Raw genomic sequence first — 14,187 nt, 5'->3', positions numbered from 1 at the left:
CGGAGAACCGTTGCAACGCCTCTCGACGGTGAAAAGTCTACGTCGTCGCCCGGCGGCTGGACGCCCAGCTCAGCTCGATCCGATTGGGGTCGCCCATCGTGTCGGCATCGCCATAGTTATCCAGGTTAACCAGTTTGCAGCCGAACGTATTTCGCCGTCGGCGCCTTGGCCGTGATCGTCAGCACCAGTCACCACGCCCGAGCAGTCGGTCTGAGAAGGCTCATCGCGGCCGATCAACCCTTACGCTGAACTCGTGACCCCGTCGAACTTCAGCGGCGCGAAAGGCCCGGACCTGCCCGAACTGCAGAACACCATCATTGTCGCGGCCTTCGAGGGGTGGAACGACGCCGGAGACGCCGCCAGCGACGCGCTGGAGCACCTGGATGCCATCTGGGAAGCCGATACGCTCATCGAGATCGACGACGAGGCCTACTACGACTACCAGGTGAATCGTCCGGTGATCCGGCAAGTGGATGGCGTGACGCGCGAACTGGTGTGGCCTTCGATGCGGATTTCACACTGCCGACCGCCCGGCTCGGACCGCGACATCGTGCTGATGCACGGGGTGGAGCCCAACATGCGGTGGCGCACGTTCTGCGCCGAGCTGCTGGCGATCGCCGACAAGCTGAACGTGGACACCGTCGTGATCCTCGGGGCGCTGCTGGCCGACACGCCGCACACCAGGCCGGTGCCGGTGTCGGGTGCGGCCTACTCCCCCGAGTCGGCCAAGTTCTTCGGCCTCGAGGAAACCCGGTACGAGGGCCCGACGGGTATCGCCGGCGTGTTCCAGGACGCCTGCGTGGCGGCGGGCATCCCGGCGGTGACGTTCTGGGCCGCCGTTCCCCACTACGTGTCGCAGCCGCCCAATCCGAAGGCCACCGTGGCGCTGCTGCGCCGCGTCGAAGATGTCCTCGACATCGAGGTGCCGCTGGCCGACTTGCCCGTCCAGGCCGAGGAGTGGGAGCAGGCGGTGACCGAGATGACCGCCGAGGACGAGGAGATCGCCGAGTACGTGGCCTCCCTCGAGCAGCGCGGTGACGCCGACGTGGACATGAACGAGGCACTGTCCAAGGTGGACGGCGACGCGCTGGCCGCCGAATTCGAGCGGTATCTGCGCAGGCGCGGTCCCGGCTTCCGGGGCTGATCACGGGGCCGGCCACAGTCGCGAATCGCCGGTCTAAGGGTGGTCCTGCCGACCGGTTGGTAGGGCTGCGCTAACGTGCACTGAGATACCGCCGAGTAACAACGAATCGAGGTTGGCCTCGTGAGACTGGCATTAAGCGACGAAGACGCGTCGTTCCGCGACGAGTTGCGCGAGTTCTTCACCACCGAAGTCCCCGCCGACATCCGCGAGCGGGCGCGCACCGACACCCTGAACTTCCCGGACGACGCGATCACGACCCAGCGGATCCTGAACAAGGCCGGCCTGGGTGTGCCGAACTGGCCCGTCGAATGGGGCGGCAAGGACTGGACCCCGCTGCAGCGGCAGATCTGGGCCGACGAGATGCGCATGGCGTGCGTTCCCGAGCCGCTGGCCTTCAACGCCAGCATGGTCGGGCCGGTGATCGCCCACTTCGGATCGCAGGAGATCAAGGAGCGCTTCCTGCCCCCGACCGCCAACCTCGACATCTGGTGGTGCCAGGGCTTTTCCGAACCGGAAGCCGGCTCTGACCTCGCCTCACTGCGCACCGTGGCGATTCGCGACGGCGACGAGTACGTCATCAACGGGCAGAAGACCTGGACAACGCTGGGCCAGTACGCCGACTGGATCTTCGTGCTTGCGCGCACCAATCCCGACGCGCCGAAGAAGCAGGCCGGCATCTCGTTCATCCTGGTCGAGATGTCCACCCCGGGCATCACGATCCGGCCGATCAAGCTGATCGACGGCAGCTACGAGGTCAACGAGGTCTTCTTCGAAGACGTTCGCGTGCCCGTCAACCAGCTTGTCGGTGAAGAGAACCAGGGCTGGACGTACGCGAAGTTCCTGCTGTCTAACGAGCGCACCGGCATCGCACGCGTCGGCACCACCAAGCTGTGGCTCGCCGACGTCAAGGAGAACGCCGCACAGACCAAGGTCGGGGCGGGCAGCCTGCTCGAGGACCCGCTGTTCGCGGCCAAGGTCGCCGAGATCGAAAACGAGCTGCTGGCACTGGAACTCACGCAGCTGCGGGTCAGCGGTGACGAGGCCACCGGCAAGCCGAATCCCGCGTCATCCATTCTCAAGCTGCGCGGCAGCCAACTGCAGCAGGCCATCACCGAACTCGCGGTGGAGGTAGCCGGACCGGATGCCCTGCCGTTCGACGGCGGCGCCGATATCGAATCGCCGCAGTGGGCTCAACACGCCGCGCCGAAATACCTGAACTACCGCAAGACCTCGATCTACGGCGGAAGCAACGAGGTCCAGCGCACCATCATCTCCTCGACGATCCTGGGACTGTGACATCTATTCCGGAGAGGGCCGGCCATGAACTTTGACCTGACCGACGAACAGCAACTCCTGCGCGACACCGCTCGCGAGGTGTTCTCGCGCACGTACGACACCGAGAGCCGCAACAAGATCGTCGACTCCGAGCTTGGCTGGAGCCGCGACGTGTGGCGCCAGCTGGCCGAAATCGGCATTCTCGGACTGGGATTCGACCCCGAGGAGTCCGGCCAGATCGAGATCATGGTCGTGATGACCGAGATCGGTCGCCGGCTGGCACCTGAACCGGTCGCGACCGCCGCGCTGATCCCCGGCAGCCTGATCGCCGAACTCGGCAATGACGAACAACGGGCGCTGCTCGACGACGTCGCCGCAGGTGAGAAGCTGCTCGCACTGGCCCACACCGAGAAGGGCCTGCGCGGCCTCGACGAGTTGTCCACCCGCGCAAGCAAAACCGGCGACTCTTGGAGCATCACCGGCCGCAAGAACCCCGTGCTGGCCGGTGGTAGCGCCGACGTCATCATTGTCACCGCCAGCCTCCCCGACGGCGGGATCGGCACCTTCCTCGTCGACGCCGCGGCGACTACCCGCCGCCCGTACCGCACCTTCGACGGACTCCGCGGCGCGGAGATCGACTTCGACGACGCCCCGGCCCAACAGCTCGGCGACGGCGATGTCAGCGACCGCATTCACGCCGCGCTCATCCGGTATTCGTCCGCACTGTGCGCCGAAGCCGTTGGCGCCATGGACGAATCGCTGCGGCTGACGACGGAGTACCTGAACGCCCGCAAGCAGTTCGGTGTGCCGCTCAAGACATTCCAGACGCTCACCCAGCGCGCGGCGGACATGTACGTCTCGCTGGAACTGGCCCGCAGCATGAACTACTACGCGGCCATGTGCGTCAGCGACGGTCGGCTCGATCCCGTGGTCGCGGCCCGGGCCAAGCTGCAGAGTGGACGGTCGGGACGCCACATCGCCCAGGAGTCGATCCAAATGCACGGCGGCATTGGCGTGACGGCGGAATACCCGGTGGCCCACTACGCCGCGCGGCTGACCGCGATCGACCAGACCCTCGGCTCGGCGACCGACCAGCTGCGCTTCCTGAGTGCTCAGGTGGGCAGTTACGGCGTGGTCACGCTCTAAGCGTTAGAGCGGCACACCCAGCAGCGCGTCGACCGCCGCTGCCACTGCGGTCGGCGCGGCGGCGTGGTGACCGCCGTACTCCAGCGCGTCGGTGACCCAGCCGTCAACGGCAGCAAGCGCTTTGGGGGTGTCGAGGTCGTCGGCCAGATACTGGCGCAACCGCCCCACGACGTCTGCCGCGTCCGGGCCTGCGGGCAGTGCGGCGGCCGAGCGCCAGCGATGCAACCGCGCGTTTGCCTCCTCAAGCACTGCGTCGCTCCAGTACCGGTCGCTGCGATAGTGCCCGGCCAGCAAGCCGAGCCGGATGGCCGCCGGGTCCACGCCCTGCTCCCGCAACCGGGACACCAACACCAGGTTGCCGCGGCTCTTAGACATCTTGTGGCCATCCCAGCCGATCATCCCCGCGTGCACGTAGTGGCGCGCGAACCTGCGCTCCCCCGTGACACATTCGGCGTGCGCGGCCGAGAACTCGTGGTGCGGGAACACCAGGTCACTGCCGCCGCCCTGGACGTCGAACCCGAAACCGATGCGGTTCAACGCAATCGCTGCACACTCCACATGCCAGCCCGGCCTGCCCGCACCGAACGGCGCGGGCCAGCTGGGCTCGTCAGGACGGGCCGCCCGCCACAGCAGCGCGTCGAGTGGATCGGCCTTACCGGAACGGTCCGGGTCGCCGCCGCGCTCGGCGAACAGCCGCATCATCGTGTCGCGGTCGTAGCCGGACTCGTAACCGAACTGGGTGGTGGCGTCGGCACGGTAGTAGATGTCGGGGTATTCGGCGTCGTCGACCGCGTAGGCCGCGCCGGAGGCCAGCATCTTCTCGACCAGCTCGATGACCTCGCCAATCGTGTCGGTAGCGGCGACGTAGTCACGCGGTGGCAATACCCGCAATGCGGTCATGTCCTCACGGAACAGCTGGGTTTCCCGCGCACCGAGCTCGCGCCAGTCGATGCCGTCGCGGTTGGCCCGTTCGAACAGCGGGTCGTCGACGTCGGTGATGTTCTGCACGTAATGCACGCTGTGGCCGCCGTCGAGCCACACCCGGTGGACGAGGTCGAACGCCAAGTAGGTGGCGGCGTGACCGAGGTGGGTGGCGTCGTAGGGGGTGATGCCGCAGACGTACATCGTCGCGGTCTCCCCCGGCGCGGTCGGGCGGACCTGGCGATCGGCGCTGTCGAAAAGGCGCAGCGCCGGCCCACGGCCCGGCAGCTGCGGGATATCGACGGCCGGCCACGACTGCATGGCGTCGACTCTAAGGGGTTCGCTGTTCACTGCTCTCCGGGTGGTGAGTGGACCGGCCTTCTCGCCACACAGTGACAACGAAGCGGACGGATTGATTCCCTCACCTGCCGTCAACTGGCCAGCCACATAGCGTCGAGCAGGAGGTCGGCCACCTCCGAGCGGCACATCAGCAGATCCGGCAGGTACGGATCGGGCTGGTTGTAGCGCAGCGGCGACCCGTCGATCCGGGTGGCATGCAGGCCGGCAGCCTGCACCACGCCGGCCGGTGCGGCCGAGTCCCACTCCCACTGGCCGCCGGCGTGAATATAGGCGTCGGCGTCGCCGCGCACCACCGCCATCGCCTTGGCGCCGGCCGACCCGATCCGGAGAAACTCGATGTCGAGGCGATCGCGCAGCCGCCACAGGACCGCGGGCGGACGGTTGGAACTCGCCGTGATCCGGATCGGCCCGGAGGGTGCCGGTGGCGGCGCGGTCACCGTGTCCGACCGAAAAACCTCGCCGGTGGCCGGCAGTGCGACCGCGGCGTCGGTGATGCTGCCGTCCGGTCCGGCGCCATCCGATGTGGCCGGCCCGGCGGCTCCGTTGCGCTGCCACAGCGCCACATGGACCGCCCAGTCGGCCCGTCGCGGCAGCGAGAACTCGCGGGTCCCGTCCAGGGGGTCGATGATCCATACGCGGTCGGCGTTGAGCCGCTTGAGGTCGTCGTACGCCTCTTCCGAAAGCACCGCGTCACCGGGCCGCTCAGCGCGCAGGCGGCGCAGGATCAGGGCGTTGGCCCGCACGTCACCGGCGTCGCCCAGCGCGGGCGGAAAGTCGAAGCCGATCTCCTCACGCACCGACAGCAGGAGCCGGCCCGCCTCCTCGGCGAGGTCGGCGGCCAGCGCCGCGTCGGTCATCGTCATCAGGCCAGTATCGCCGAATCATGATCGGCGCCGCAGGTCGCCCCGCGGCACGAGGCGTCAGAAGGCCGGCCAGGGAATCGGCCGGTGCCGGTCGGGCCCGGGCATCACCGGCTCGGCCAACAGCGAACGGATGCGCCTGCGCAACGCGGCGACCTCCGCGGGGGTGATGTGCTCGCGCAGCTGTTCGCCCAGCGGGCCGGCCAGCTGGTCACCCAGGGCGGAAACCGACTGCAGCGTCTCGTCGTCGACGGGCTTTCCCGCCCAACCCCACAGCACCGTGCGCAGCTTGTCCTGGACGTGCAACGAGACGCCGTGGTCGACACCATAGACCCGGTTGTCCACCCCGGTCAGGATGTGCCCACCCTTGCGGTCGGCGTTGTTGACGATCACGTCGAAGACCGCCATCCGGCGCAGCCGTGCGTCGTCGGCGTGTACCAGCGTGACATCATTACCGGCGTAGTCGTAGGCGTGCAGCACCGAAAGATAGCCCGGCGGAACCGATCCGGCCGGGCACAGGTCTACCAGATCAGGTCCTTCAGGTTCGCCGTCGTCACTGTCGCCGGGTTGGTCGACCCACAGCTGCAGCATCCCCGGGCCGGCTGGCCCGTCGCGAATGATAGTGTGCGGCACAATGTTCCAGCCCAGTGCGGCCGACACCAAATAGGCGCCCAACTCCCGGCCCGCCAATGTGCCGTCGGGGAAATCCCACAGCGGCTGCTCACCGGCGACCGGCTTGTACACGCAATGCACGACCTGGTCGGACCAGTTCGCCTCGCAGAGGAAGGTGGCGTTGCTGGCCGAGCGGATCCGTCCCAGGATCGTGAGCTCACCGCAGCGCAACGCCTCCCGGGCCGCCGCCTCGTCGGTGCCCGTCACGAGTCCAGATCGTCATCGACTCCGCCGAGTGCGCCACGTCGATATCCGTTGGTACGCACGCAGATGTGCCCCTCGGGATCGAGCGGCTCGTCGCAGAGCGGGCATGGCGGACGGCCGGCGGAGATCACGCGATGGGACCGGGACGCGAACTGGCGGGCCGACTCGGGGGTCAGGAAAACCCGGACCGCGTCGGGACCTTCCTCGGCATCGTCGAGCACCACGGACGCATCGAATTCGGTGTCGGAGACGGCCAGCAGTTCGACGACGACGGTCTGCGCCTCCGAATCCCAGCCCAGCCCCATCGTGCCGACCCGGAACTCGGCATCCACCGGAGTGATGAGCGGGCTGAGGTCGTCGATGTCGGTCTCCGGCGGCAGCGGCGTGCCGAACCGGCGGTTGATCTCGACGAGCAGGGCAGCGATGCGCTCGGCCAGCACCGCAACCTGCTGTTTTTCCAGGATGACGGAAATGACCCGGGCGTCGTGCACCGCCTGCAGGTAGAAGGTGCGGTTTCCGGGCTGCCCGACAGTCCCGGCGACGAATCGGTCGGGTGTGCGGAAGACGTGAATTGCGCGGGCCATGTTATTTCCAAAATACCGGCATAAGGAGTTGAGTCGTAATTCGGCGAGACAATCGAGCCGGACTCAGTCCGTCGACCCACCCACGACGGCGTCGTCGGACTTGTCGTCGGCTGCCGGTGGCGGTGCGGACAGCGCCGAGGCGAGCTCAGCACCGGTGTGGTTGACGTGCACCACAAATGGACGGATCGGCGTGTAGCGGATCACACTCATCGACGCAGGATCGGCGGTGATTCGCTGGAAGCTGTCCAGATGCGTGCCGAGCGCGTCGGCGATGACGGCCTTGATCACATCACCGTGCGTACAGGCAATCCACAGCACGTCGTGGCCGTGCTCTTCAGCCAGTCGGCGGTCATGTTCGCGCACCGCCGCGACCGCGCGGGCCTGTACCTGCGCCAGGCCCTCACCGCCAGGGAAGACGGCCGCGCTCGGCTGGTGTTGCACCACCGACCACAGCGGCTCCTTCACCAGGTCCTTCAGCGCGCGACCGGTCCACTGCCCGTAGTCGACCTCGGCGAGGCGCTCGTCGATCAGCGGCTCCAGACCCAGCTCGGCGGCCAGCGGCTCCAGCGTGAGTCGGCAGCGCAGCAGCGGGGACCGCACCAAAGCCTTGATCGGCAGGTTCTTGACGCGGTCCACCAACGCCTGCGCCTGGTCCTGCCCCTTTTCGTCGAGTTGGACGCCCTCGGTGCGGCCGGCCAGCGTGTGGGCGGTGTTGGATGTCGAGCGGCCGTGCCGCAGCAGTATGACGGTCATCTCGCCGCCACCACACCTGTCGCCAACAGCCCCATCAGGACCAGCGATAGCACCACCCGGTAGCCAACGAACCAGTACATCGCGTGGTTGGCGACGAAGCGCAGCAGCCAGGCGATCGCCGCGTAGCCGACGACGAACGTGATGACCACCGATACCAGCAGTTGCGGCCCGGTGGCGCTCATCCCCTCGGTCACCGGATGGAAGGCGTCCGGCAGCGAGAATAATCCTGAAGCCAAGACGGCCGGAATGCCAAGCAGGAAGCCAAATCTCGCCGACAGCGGGCGATCGAGGCCCAGGAACAGGCCGGCACTGATCGTCGACCCGGACCGGGACACTCCCGGCACCAGAGCCAAGCACTGCGCCAGACCGACGAGCAGGCCGTCTTTCCAGGTCAGCTGATCGGCGTGGCGGCTCTGCCTGCCGACGTACTCGGCGGCGGCGATGACGGCGGAGAACACCAGCATCGCGGTGGCAATCACCCACAGATTACGAACCTCGCCGCGGATCAACTCCTTGAAGGCCACGCCGATCACCACGATGGGCAGCGTGCCGATGATGACGTACCAGCCCATGCGGTAGTCGATGTTGTCTCGATGGGACTTGACGAACAGGCCGTTGAACCACGCCGTGAGGATCCGCCAGATATCGCGGGCGAAGTAAATGACCACCGCGGCCTCGGTGCCCAACTGGGACACCGCCGTGAACGACGCACCCGCGTCCGCAGAGAAGAACACCCGAGACACGATCGCCAGGTGGCTCGACGACGAGATCGGCAGGAATTCCGTCAGGCCCTGGACGATCGACAGAACGACGACCTGCAACCACGACATCGGCGCGACATCCACGCCGCCGACCGTACTGGATAGACCGGGTGTATCAGCGCGTCGGGCGGGCCACCGGCTGGGCGGCCGCCACCGCGTCGCGCACGGCGGCGGTCAGGCTGCGCTCGTCATCGACATCGAAGTCGGTGAGGCTGCGGGCGGCGGTCGCCACCACGTCCTCCTCGTGGGGCACCGGGCCGGCCAGCCGGGGGTGGTAGACCTCGATGAGGAGCTGGGCACGGTGGACCCGGAACGAGAAGCTGCGGCCATCACCGAGGTGACCAAATCCGCTGGCAAACACACCAGTGGAGATGTCTTCGATGGCAAACTCTCGCCTGTCGGACTCCGATGTCACGGCCAAGGTCATGGGGTCACCATAACGCGGGTTACGGCGCGAGAAAAGACAATCACGTCAAAGTGTCTTCCTCGCCCACGCTTAGACTTCGTCTTCGACAGTGGGCGACATCGTCGCTCGATCGTGAACACGTTGAGGGCTACCCGTTGGCAATGCTCGTAAGCATGGCTGGTTTGCGCAGGTGGACGGCCATGTTTCTGGCGTCCGCGGCAATTACGGCCGGGTGTTCGTCGAACCCACTGAGCGCCCCGCCGCCCACCATCGAGCCGGCCGCGCCCGCGGTGTCTCCACCCCCAGCTACCCGCCCGGCAGGCGAGTTGATGCCGCTCAGCGGACGCCCAGAGGCTGCGATCTTCGACTCCCGCACCGCATCGCTCGCAGTCTTGGCCCCCGGCTCCGACCCGCAGTCGCCGTCAACGCTGACGCTGTTCGGGGTCTCCGGCGTCACCCGCGAACTCACCCTGCCCGGTCCGGCCACCGCGATCGCCGGTGACAGTCAGGGCGCGGCGTATCTGTCCACCCGGGGCGGCTACTTCACCGTCGACTTGGCGGCCGGCACCGCGGCGCCGGTGTCCATCAACGACGAGTCGGGCACCGACTTCACCGCGATCGCCCGGCGCGCCGACGGCCGACTGGTCCTGGGCAGCGCCGACGGCACCGCCTACACGATGGGTTCGGAGACCGCCGTCGCCGAGAAGGTGAAGATTTTCGCGCGCGTCGACGCGATCGTCACCGAGGGGAACAATGCCGTCGTCCTGGACCGCGGTCAGACTTCGGTGACATCTCTGAACAGCGACGGGCAGACCGGGCAAGCACTGCGTGCCGGCGAAGGGGCCACCACCCTGGTCGCCGACCCGCTGGGCCGGGTACTGGTGGCCGACACCCGGGGCGGGCAGCTGCTGGTGTTCGGGGTGGATCCCCTGATCGAGCGGCAGGCCTACCCCGTTCCGGAGGCCCCGTACGGGCTGGCGGGATCGCGGAATTTGGCGTGGGTTTCTCAGACCGCGGCGAATATGGTCGTTGGTTACGATTTAGCTACTGGTATTCCCGTGGAAAAGGTGCGTTACCCGACCGTGCAGCAACCGAACTCGCTGGCTTACGACGACTCGTCCGACACGCTGTACGTCGTGTCGGCAACGGGTGCCGGCGTGCAGATGATCCGCAACGCGGCCGGTGTCCGGTGAGCGCGGCGGGTCGGGGCCGGATGCCGGCGAGCTGGGAAGTCGAGCTGTCCGACGAGTACGAGTGGATCCCTCTTCGGTTGCCTCCGGACGTGACCCGCATCAGTGCCTCGACACGACTGTCCATCGAGGCCGAATACCGCGGCTGGGAGCTCACCCGAGTGCGGCTCTACACCGACGGAAGCCGACGAGTGCTGTTGCGGCGCAAGAAATCTCGTGTCAACGGTCACACCGCAGACCAGCCCGAGCTGTGATGTACAAAGCGCTGCGGCGGGCATTCTTCCTGATGCCCCCCGAACGTATCCACACGCTGGTGTTCGCTTCCCTGCGCGCGGCCACGGCAGCCGAGTTCACCCGCCGCCCTCTGCGCGCCCGCCTCGCCCCGCAGGATCCGGTGCTGGCCAGCACTGTTTTCGGCGTGCCCTTCCCCGGTCCGCTCGGGCTGGCCGCCGGGTTCGACAAGGACGGCCTGGGGCTGAGCACCTGGGGGGCACTGGGATTCGGCTATGCCGAGGTGGGCACCGTGACCGCCCAACCGCAGCCGGGCAACCCGCAGCCACGGCTGTTCCGGCTGGCCGAGGACCGGGCACTGCTCAACCGCATGGGGTTCAACAATCACGGCGCCGGGCAGCTGGCGCTGCAGCTGGCCCGCAAGCGGCCCGACGGACCGATCGGGGTGAACATCGGCAAGTCGAAGATCACTCCGCCGGAGCTGGCCGCCGAGGACTATCGCTGCAGCGCACGGCTACTCGGCCCGCTGGCCGACTACCTGGTGGTCAACGTCAGCTCCCCCAACACCCCAGGACTGCGCGATCTGCAGGCGGTGGAATCCTTGCGTCCCATCCTGTCGGCCGTGCTGGGCGAGACGACAGCCCCGGTGCTGGTGAAGATCGCCCCCGATCTGTCCGACGAGGATGTCGACGCCGTGGCCGATCTTTCGGTGGAGCTCGGGCTGGCCGGCATCGTGGCGACCAACACCACGATCTCGCGGGCCGGCCTGCGTACACCCGGCGTGAACGACCTTGGGGCCGGCGGGATCTCCGGGCCGCCGGTGGCACGCCGGTCGTTGGAGATCCTGCGTCGGCTGTACGGGCGGGTCGGTGGCAAGCAGGTGCTGATCAGCGTCGGCGGCATCGAGACGGCCGACGACGCCTGGGAGCGCATCACCGCGGGAGCGTCGCTGCTCCAGGGCTATACCGGGTTCATCTACGGCGGCGGCTTGTGGGCCAAGCAGATTCACGACGGAATCGCGGAGCGGCTGCGCGCCGGTGGTTTCGGCTCGCTGGCCGAGGCAGTCGGGTCCGCGATCTAGCGGCTTACTCGGGACGCAGCCCCAGGAATCCGCCATCGGCGTCGTACAGCAAGTCGTAGTGCCCCAATGCCCGCAGACCGGTGTTCACGAATGTCCCGTTTCGCGCCAGCGCGTGATGGACACCGGCCGGCGTTTGCGCACCGCCGTCCCCCACCGCGAAGCTGTAGTGCAGGTCGCCGACGGTGATCGTCATGGCGGTACCGCGGGCCACCATCCCGCTCGACGGCAGGCCGTCACCCTCGACGATCATGTCCAGCAGGCCGGTGTCGATCAGCACCTTGCCGGAAAGGGCTGGGCCGGAGCCCAATTGGAAGCCACCCGTCGGCGTCATCCAGTCGTTGTGGGCGCCCTGCGCCGGCGCACCGGCACTGGCCAGCTGCTGCATGGTCCACGCGCCGGTGACATTCGCCCCCGTCAGCCCGAGCGACAACCCGCCACGCCCGATGAGGTAGCCGCGGCGCATCGTGCCCGCCGCCATCTCGGTGAGGTTCAGGAATGGGTTGTAGGTCGGTGGATGTGCGGTCGGTCCGCGACCGAAGCCGACGCCCATCATGTGCGGGATTCCGCCTGTGCACCCGCGCGAATTCACGCCAACACCAAGGCATTTCGAACTGGTCACGGCCAGCACCGGGACGGTCGCCCGCGCAGGAGTAGTGGCCCCGGCGGCGTTGACCGCCTGCGGGAAGCTCACCGGGAGCGTGGCCCACACCCCGTCCAGCTCCAGGCCGCTGGAGCTGTAGGTGAGGTGCCCCGCGGGAGCGTCGGCCGGGATGTTCGGCACCTCGGCGGCCGGCACCACCACACCGACCGACCCGGTGTCGACCGTGAACTGCGACACCGTCCCGCCGTTGACCGACGCCTCGACCTTCAGTGTGCGGGTCAGGTTCGCGAAGTCCGGCGACCCCACCCACGGCACCGTGTAGCTCTGGCTGAACGAGCTGTACGTTCCCGCCGCCTGCGCGCTCGAGGGCACACTCGAGGGCGCACCCGGCGGTGGCGCGCTGCTTGGGGCCGAACCACATGCGGCCACCAGGAGCGCCGCCGCACACGCGGGCAGGACTGATTTCCTGATCAGCACGTGGCGCCTTGCGGTGGCACTGTGAGATCGATCAGATAAGTCGCCGCGTACTTGTCGACACATTTGTTTCCCTGAAACACCACCGTGTGCTGCGTGCCGTTGAACGTCAGCAGGGCGCCACCCAGCTGCTTGGCCAGCTCCACGCCGGCCTGATACGGGGTCGCCGGGTCGTGAGTCGTGGAGACCACCAGCACGGGCGGCAGACCGGGCGCGCTCACTGTGTGTGGGCCGCTGGTCGGCGGAACCGGCCAGAACGCGCAGGCGTCCAGCGGCGCGTTGCCGGTGAACGCTCCATAGCTGTCAAATGGCGCCAGCTGCCGCCCCCGCCGATCCTCGTCGATGGCCTTCGCTCGGTCGGTGTTGGGCGGCTCGTCAACGCAATTGACCGCGGTCAGAACGTCGTTGGAATTGGAGTAGTGGCCCTGGCTGTCGCGGTTCCAGTATGCGTCGGCCATGTCCAACAGGGTGTCTCCCCGTCCCTTGGAAAGCTCGGTCAGCCCGTCGGTGAGATGCCGCCACAAGCTCGGCGAATAGAGTGCCATCACGGTGGCGGTGATCGCGTCGGCGTAACCCAGTCCCCGAGGGTCGTCGGTGTGAACGGGCTTGGCCACCAAGGGATCCACCAGGTGGTGGTAGGCGTCGACCGCCTTGGCCGGATCGGTGCCCAGCGGGCATCCGGGAGCCTTGGCGCAGTCGGCGGCGTAATCGTTGAAGGCCTTCTGGAAGGCGGCGTCCTGGTCGAGATTGGCCTGGATCGGATCGGCGTTCGGGTCGACGGCACCGTCGAGGATCATCGCCCGCACCTTGTCCGGGTAGGCCTCGGCGTAGGCCGAGCCGATTTCCGTGCCATAGGAGAAGCCCAGGTAGGTGAGTTTGTCGTCGCCGAGTGCCGCCCGCAGCCGATCGAGGTCTCGGGCGACGTTGACCGTCCCGATGTTGGCCAGGAAGTCCTTGCCTACCTTGTCGACGCACCGCTGGGCGATCTGCTTCTCGATGTTCTCGATGTGCGCAACGCCCGCCGGGCTGTAGTCGACCTGGGGGTCGGCGCGGTATGCGTCATTGTCTGCATCGGAGTTACACCACAGCGCCGGAACCGACGACCCGACACCCCGCGGGTCGAAACCGACGAAGTCGAACCGCTGACGGATCTCCGGTGGCAGCGATGACACCAGATCCATCGCCGCGTCGACTCCTGACTCACCCGGACCGCCAGGGTTGACAATCAGGGAGCCGATCTTCTGACCGGTGGCCGGAAAACGGACCAGTGCCAGATGCGCCACGGGGCCGTCGGCCTTGGCGTAGTCGACGGGTACGTCGATCTCGCCGCATTGCGCACCGGCCGGTATTTGCGAGGCGCCATCGCCACCGATCATGCGACACGGCGACCACTCCACCGGCGCCGGTTGAGCCATGGGCGGACCCACCGGCACCGGCAGACCCGCAATCGATGTGCTGCAACCTGATATCAGTACGGCCCCGATGACCGCCCCGATCCGTGCGACGCGCTGACTTCCGATGTGC

15 protein-coding genes are annotated in these 14,187 nt (G+C 67.6%); 6 read left to right on the top strand and 9 right to left on the bottom strand.

All coding sequences use genetic code 11. The annotated features are described in order from the left end of the window. The first annotated feature begins 253 nt into the window (after window positions 1-253). The 3 genes from CG716_RS27675 (at window position 254) to CG716_RS27665 (ending at window position 3,565) form a co-directional block, all read left to right on the top strand. Window positions 254-1,144, top strand: coding sequence for a PAC2 family protein (locus CG716_RS27675; protein WP_094484344.1), 891 nt, complete (start codon window positions 254-256; stop codon window positions 1,142-1,144). Window positions 1,145-1,264: 120 nt separating this feature from the next. Next, window positions 1,265-2,440 carry an acyl-CoA dehydrogenase family protein gene (locus tag CG716_RS27670; RefSeq protein WP_094484343.1) on the top strand — a complete coding sequence of 392 codons (1,176 nt, stop codon included), beginning with the start codon at window positions 1,265-1,267 and terminating at the stop codon, window positions 2,438-2,440. A gap of 24 nt (window positions 2,441-2,464) precedes the next feature. Next, window positions 2,465-3,565 carry an acyl-CoA dehydrogenase family protein gene (locus CG716_RS27665; RefSeq protein ID WP_094484342.1) on the top strand — a complete coding sequence of 367 codons (1,101 nt, stop codon included), beginning with the start codon at window positions 2,465-2,467 and terminating at the stop codon, window positions 3,563-3,565. 3 nt (window positions 3,566-3,568) lie between these two features. Here the strand turns inward: CG716_RS27665 and mshC are convergent, their stop codons facing one another. The 7 genes from mshC to CG716_RS27630 form a co-directional block, all read right to left on the bottom strand. After that, the gene (gene mshC, locus CG716_RS27660) at window positions 3,569-4,807 is read right to left on the bottom strand and encodes a cysteine--1-D-myo-inosityl 2-amino-2-deoxy-alpha-D-glucopyranoside ligase (RefSeq protein WP_094484341.1); all 1,239 of its coding nucleotides are present in this window, start codon (window positions 4,805-4,807) and stop codon (window positions 3,569-3,571) included. Window positions 4,808-4,917: 110 nt separating this feature from the next. After that, window positions 4,918-5,709 (bottom strand): 3'(2'),5'-bisphosphate nucleotidase CysQ, encoded by a 792-nt coding sequence (locus CG716_RS27655; RefSeq protein ID WP_094484340.1) that lies wholly within the window; start codon window positions 5,707-5,709, stop codon window positions 4,918-4,920. 57 nt (window positions 5,710-5,766) lie between these two features. After that, a complete protein-coding gene (locus tag CG716_RS27650; protein ID WP_094484339.1) occupies window positions 5,767-6,585 on the bottom strand; it encodes an Rv2133c family protein in 819 nt (272 codons plus the stop codon). Beyond that, window positions 6,582-7,166 (bottom strand): Rv2134c family protein, encoded by a 585-nt coding sequence (locus CG716_RS27645; protein WP_094484338.1) that lies wholly within the window; start codon window positions 7,164-7,166, stop codon window positions 6,582-6,584. Before CG716_RS27645 ends, CG716_RS27650 begins: the two co-directional genes overlap by 4 nt. Before the next feature lie 63 nt (window positions 7,167-7,229). Continuing rightward, window positions 7,230-7,919, bottom strand: a complete 690-nt coding sequence (locus CG716_RS27640) for a histidine phosphatase family protein (protein ID WP_094484337.1) — start codon at window positions 7,917-7,919, stop codon at window positions 7,230-7,232. Beyond that, window positions 7,916-8,749: an undecaprenyl-diphosphate phosphatase gene (locus tag CG716_RS27635; protein ID WP_094484355.1), complete on the bottom strand. Its 834-nt coding sequence runs from the start codon at window positions 8,747-8,749 to the stop codon at window positions 7,916-7,918. The genes CG716_RS27640 and CG716_RS27635 overlap by 4 nt, the downstream gene beginning before the upstream one ends. A gap of 46 nt (window positions 8,750-8,795) precedes the next feature. Then, window positions 8,796-9,107, bottom strand: a complete 312-nt coding sequence (locus CG716_RS27630) for a hypothetical protein (RefSeq protein WP_094484336.1) — start codon at window positions 9,105-9,107, stop codon at window positions 8,796-8,798. Window positions 9,108-9,286: 179 nt separating this feature from the next. Between CG716_RS27630 and CG716_RS27625 the strand changes: the two genes are divergently transcribed. From CG716_RS27625 to CG716_RS27615, 3 genes are read left to right on the top strand one after another with little or no spacing between them, the layout of a single operon-like run. Then, entirely contained in the window at window positions 9,287-10,279 is a 993-nt protein-coding gene (locus CG716_RS27625) for a YncE family protein (protein ID WP_420093234.1), read from the top strand. Further along, window positions 10,276-10,530 carry a DUF5703 family protein gene (locus CG716_RS27620; RefSeq protein WP_094484334.1) on the top strand — a complete coding sequence of 85 codons (255 nt, stop codon included), beginning with the start codon at window positions 10,276-10,278 and terminating at the stop codon, window positions 10,528-10,530. The genes CG716_RS27625 and CG716_RS27620 overlap by 4 nt, the downstream gene beginning before the upstream one ends. Continuing rightward, a complete protein-coding gene (locus tag CG716_RS27615; protein WP_094484333.1) occupies window positions 10,530-11,588 on the top strand; it encodes a quinone-dependent dihydroorotate dehydrogenase in 1,059 nt (352 codons plus the stop codon). The genes CG716_RS27620 and CG716_RS27615 overlap by 1 nt, the downstream gene beginning before the upstream one ends. Before the next feature lie 4 nt (window positions 11,589-11,592). On the opposite strand, the gene CG716_RS27610 is transcribed toward CG716_RS27615, so the two are convergent. Together CG716_RS27610 and CG716_RS27605 are read right to left on the bottom strand one after the other, a co-directional pair. Beyond that, window positions 11,593-12,666, bottom strand: coding sequence for a hypothetical protein (locus CG716_RS27610; protein WP_094484332.1), 1,074 nt, complete (start codon window positions 12,664-12,666; stop codon window positions 11,593-11,595). Then, complete coding sequence (locus CG716_RS27605) at window positions 12,660-14,183, bottom strand: alpha/beta hydrolase (RefSeq protein ID WP_420093235.1); 1,524 nt, start codon at window positions 14,181-14,183, stop codon at window positions 12,660-12,662. The genes CG716_RS27610 and CG716_RS27605 overlap by 7 nt, the downstream gene beginning before the upstream one ends. Window positions 14,184-14,187 lie beyond the last annotated feature (4 nt).

Source organism: Mycolicibacterium sphagni, assembly GCF_002250655.1.
Taxonomy (GTDB): Bacteria; Actinomycetota; Actinomycetes; order Mycobacteriales; family Mycobacteriaceae; genus Mycobacterium; species Mycobacterium sphagni.
The sequence above is the reverse complement of the archived record's forward strand: the minus strand, read 5'-3'. Positions and strand labels throughout refer to the sequence as shown.

Excerpts from the sequence above, each read along its gene's own strand:
- CG716_RS27665 (WP_094484342.1), top strand. The coding sequence starts at position 2,465 with ATGAACTTTGACCTGACCGACGAACAGCAACTCCTGCGCGACACCGCT.
- mshC (WP_094484341.1), bottom strand. The coding sequence starts at position 4,807 with ATGCAGTCGTGGCCGGCCGTCGATATCCCGCAGCTGCCGGGCCGTGGG.
- CG716_RS27655 (WP_094484340.1), bottom strand. The coding sequence starts at position 5,709 with ATGACGATGACCGACGCGGCGCTGGCCGCCGACCTCGCCGAGGAGGCG.
- CG716_RS27645 (WP_094484338.1), bottom strand. The coding sequence starts at position 7,166 with ATGGCCCGCGCAATTCACGTCTTCCGCACACCCGACCGATTCGTCGCC.
- CG716_RS27640 (WP_094484337.1), bottom strand. The coding sequence starts at position 7,919 with ATGACCGTCATACTGCTGCGGCACGGCCGCTCGACATCCAACACCGCC.
- CG716_RS27635 (WP_094484355.1), bottom strand. The coding sequence starts at position 8,749 with ATGTCGTGGTTGCAGGTCGTCGTTCTGTCGATCGTCCAGGGCCTGACG.
- CG716_RS27630 (WP_094484336.1), bottom strand. The coding sequence starts at position 9,107 with ATGACCTTGGCCGTGACATCGGAGTCCGACAGGCGAGAGTTTGCCATC.
- CG716_RS27625 (WP_420093234.1), top strand. The coding sequence starts at position 9,287 with ATGTTTCTGGCGTCCGCGGCAATTACGGCCGGGTGTTCGTCGAACCCA.
- CG716_RS27615 (WP_094484333.1), top strand. The coding sequence starts at position 10,530 with ATGTACAAAGCGCTGCGGCGGGCATTCTTCCTGATGCCCCCCGAACGT.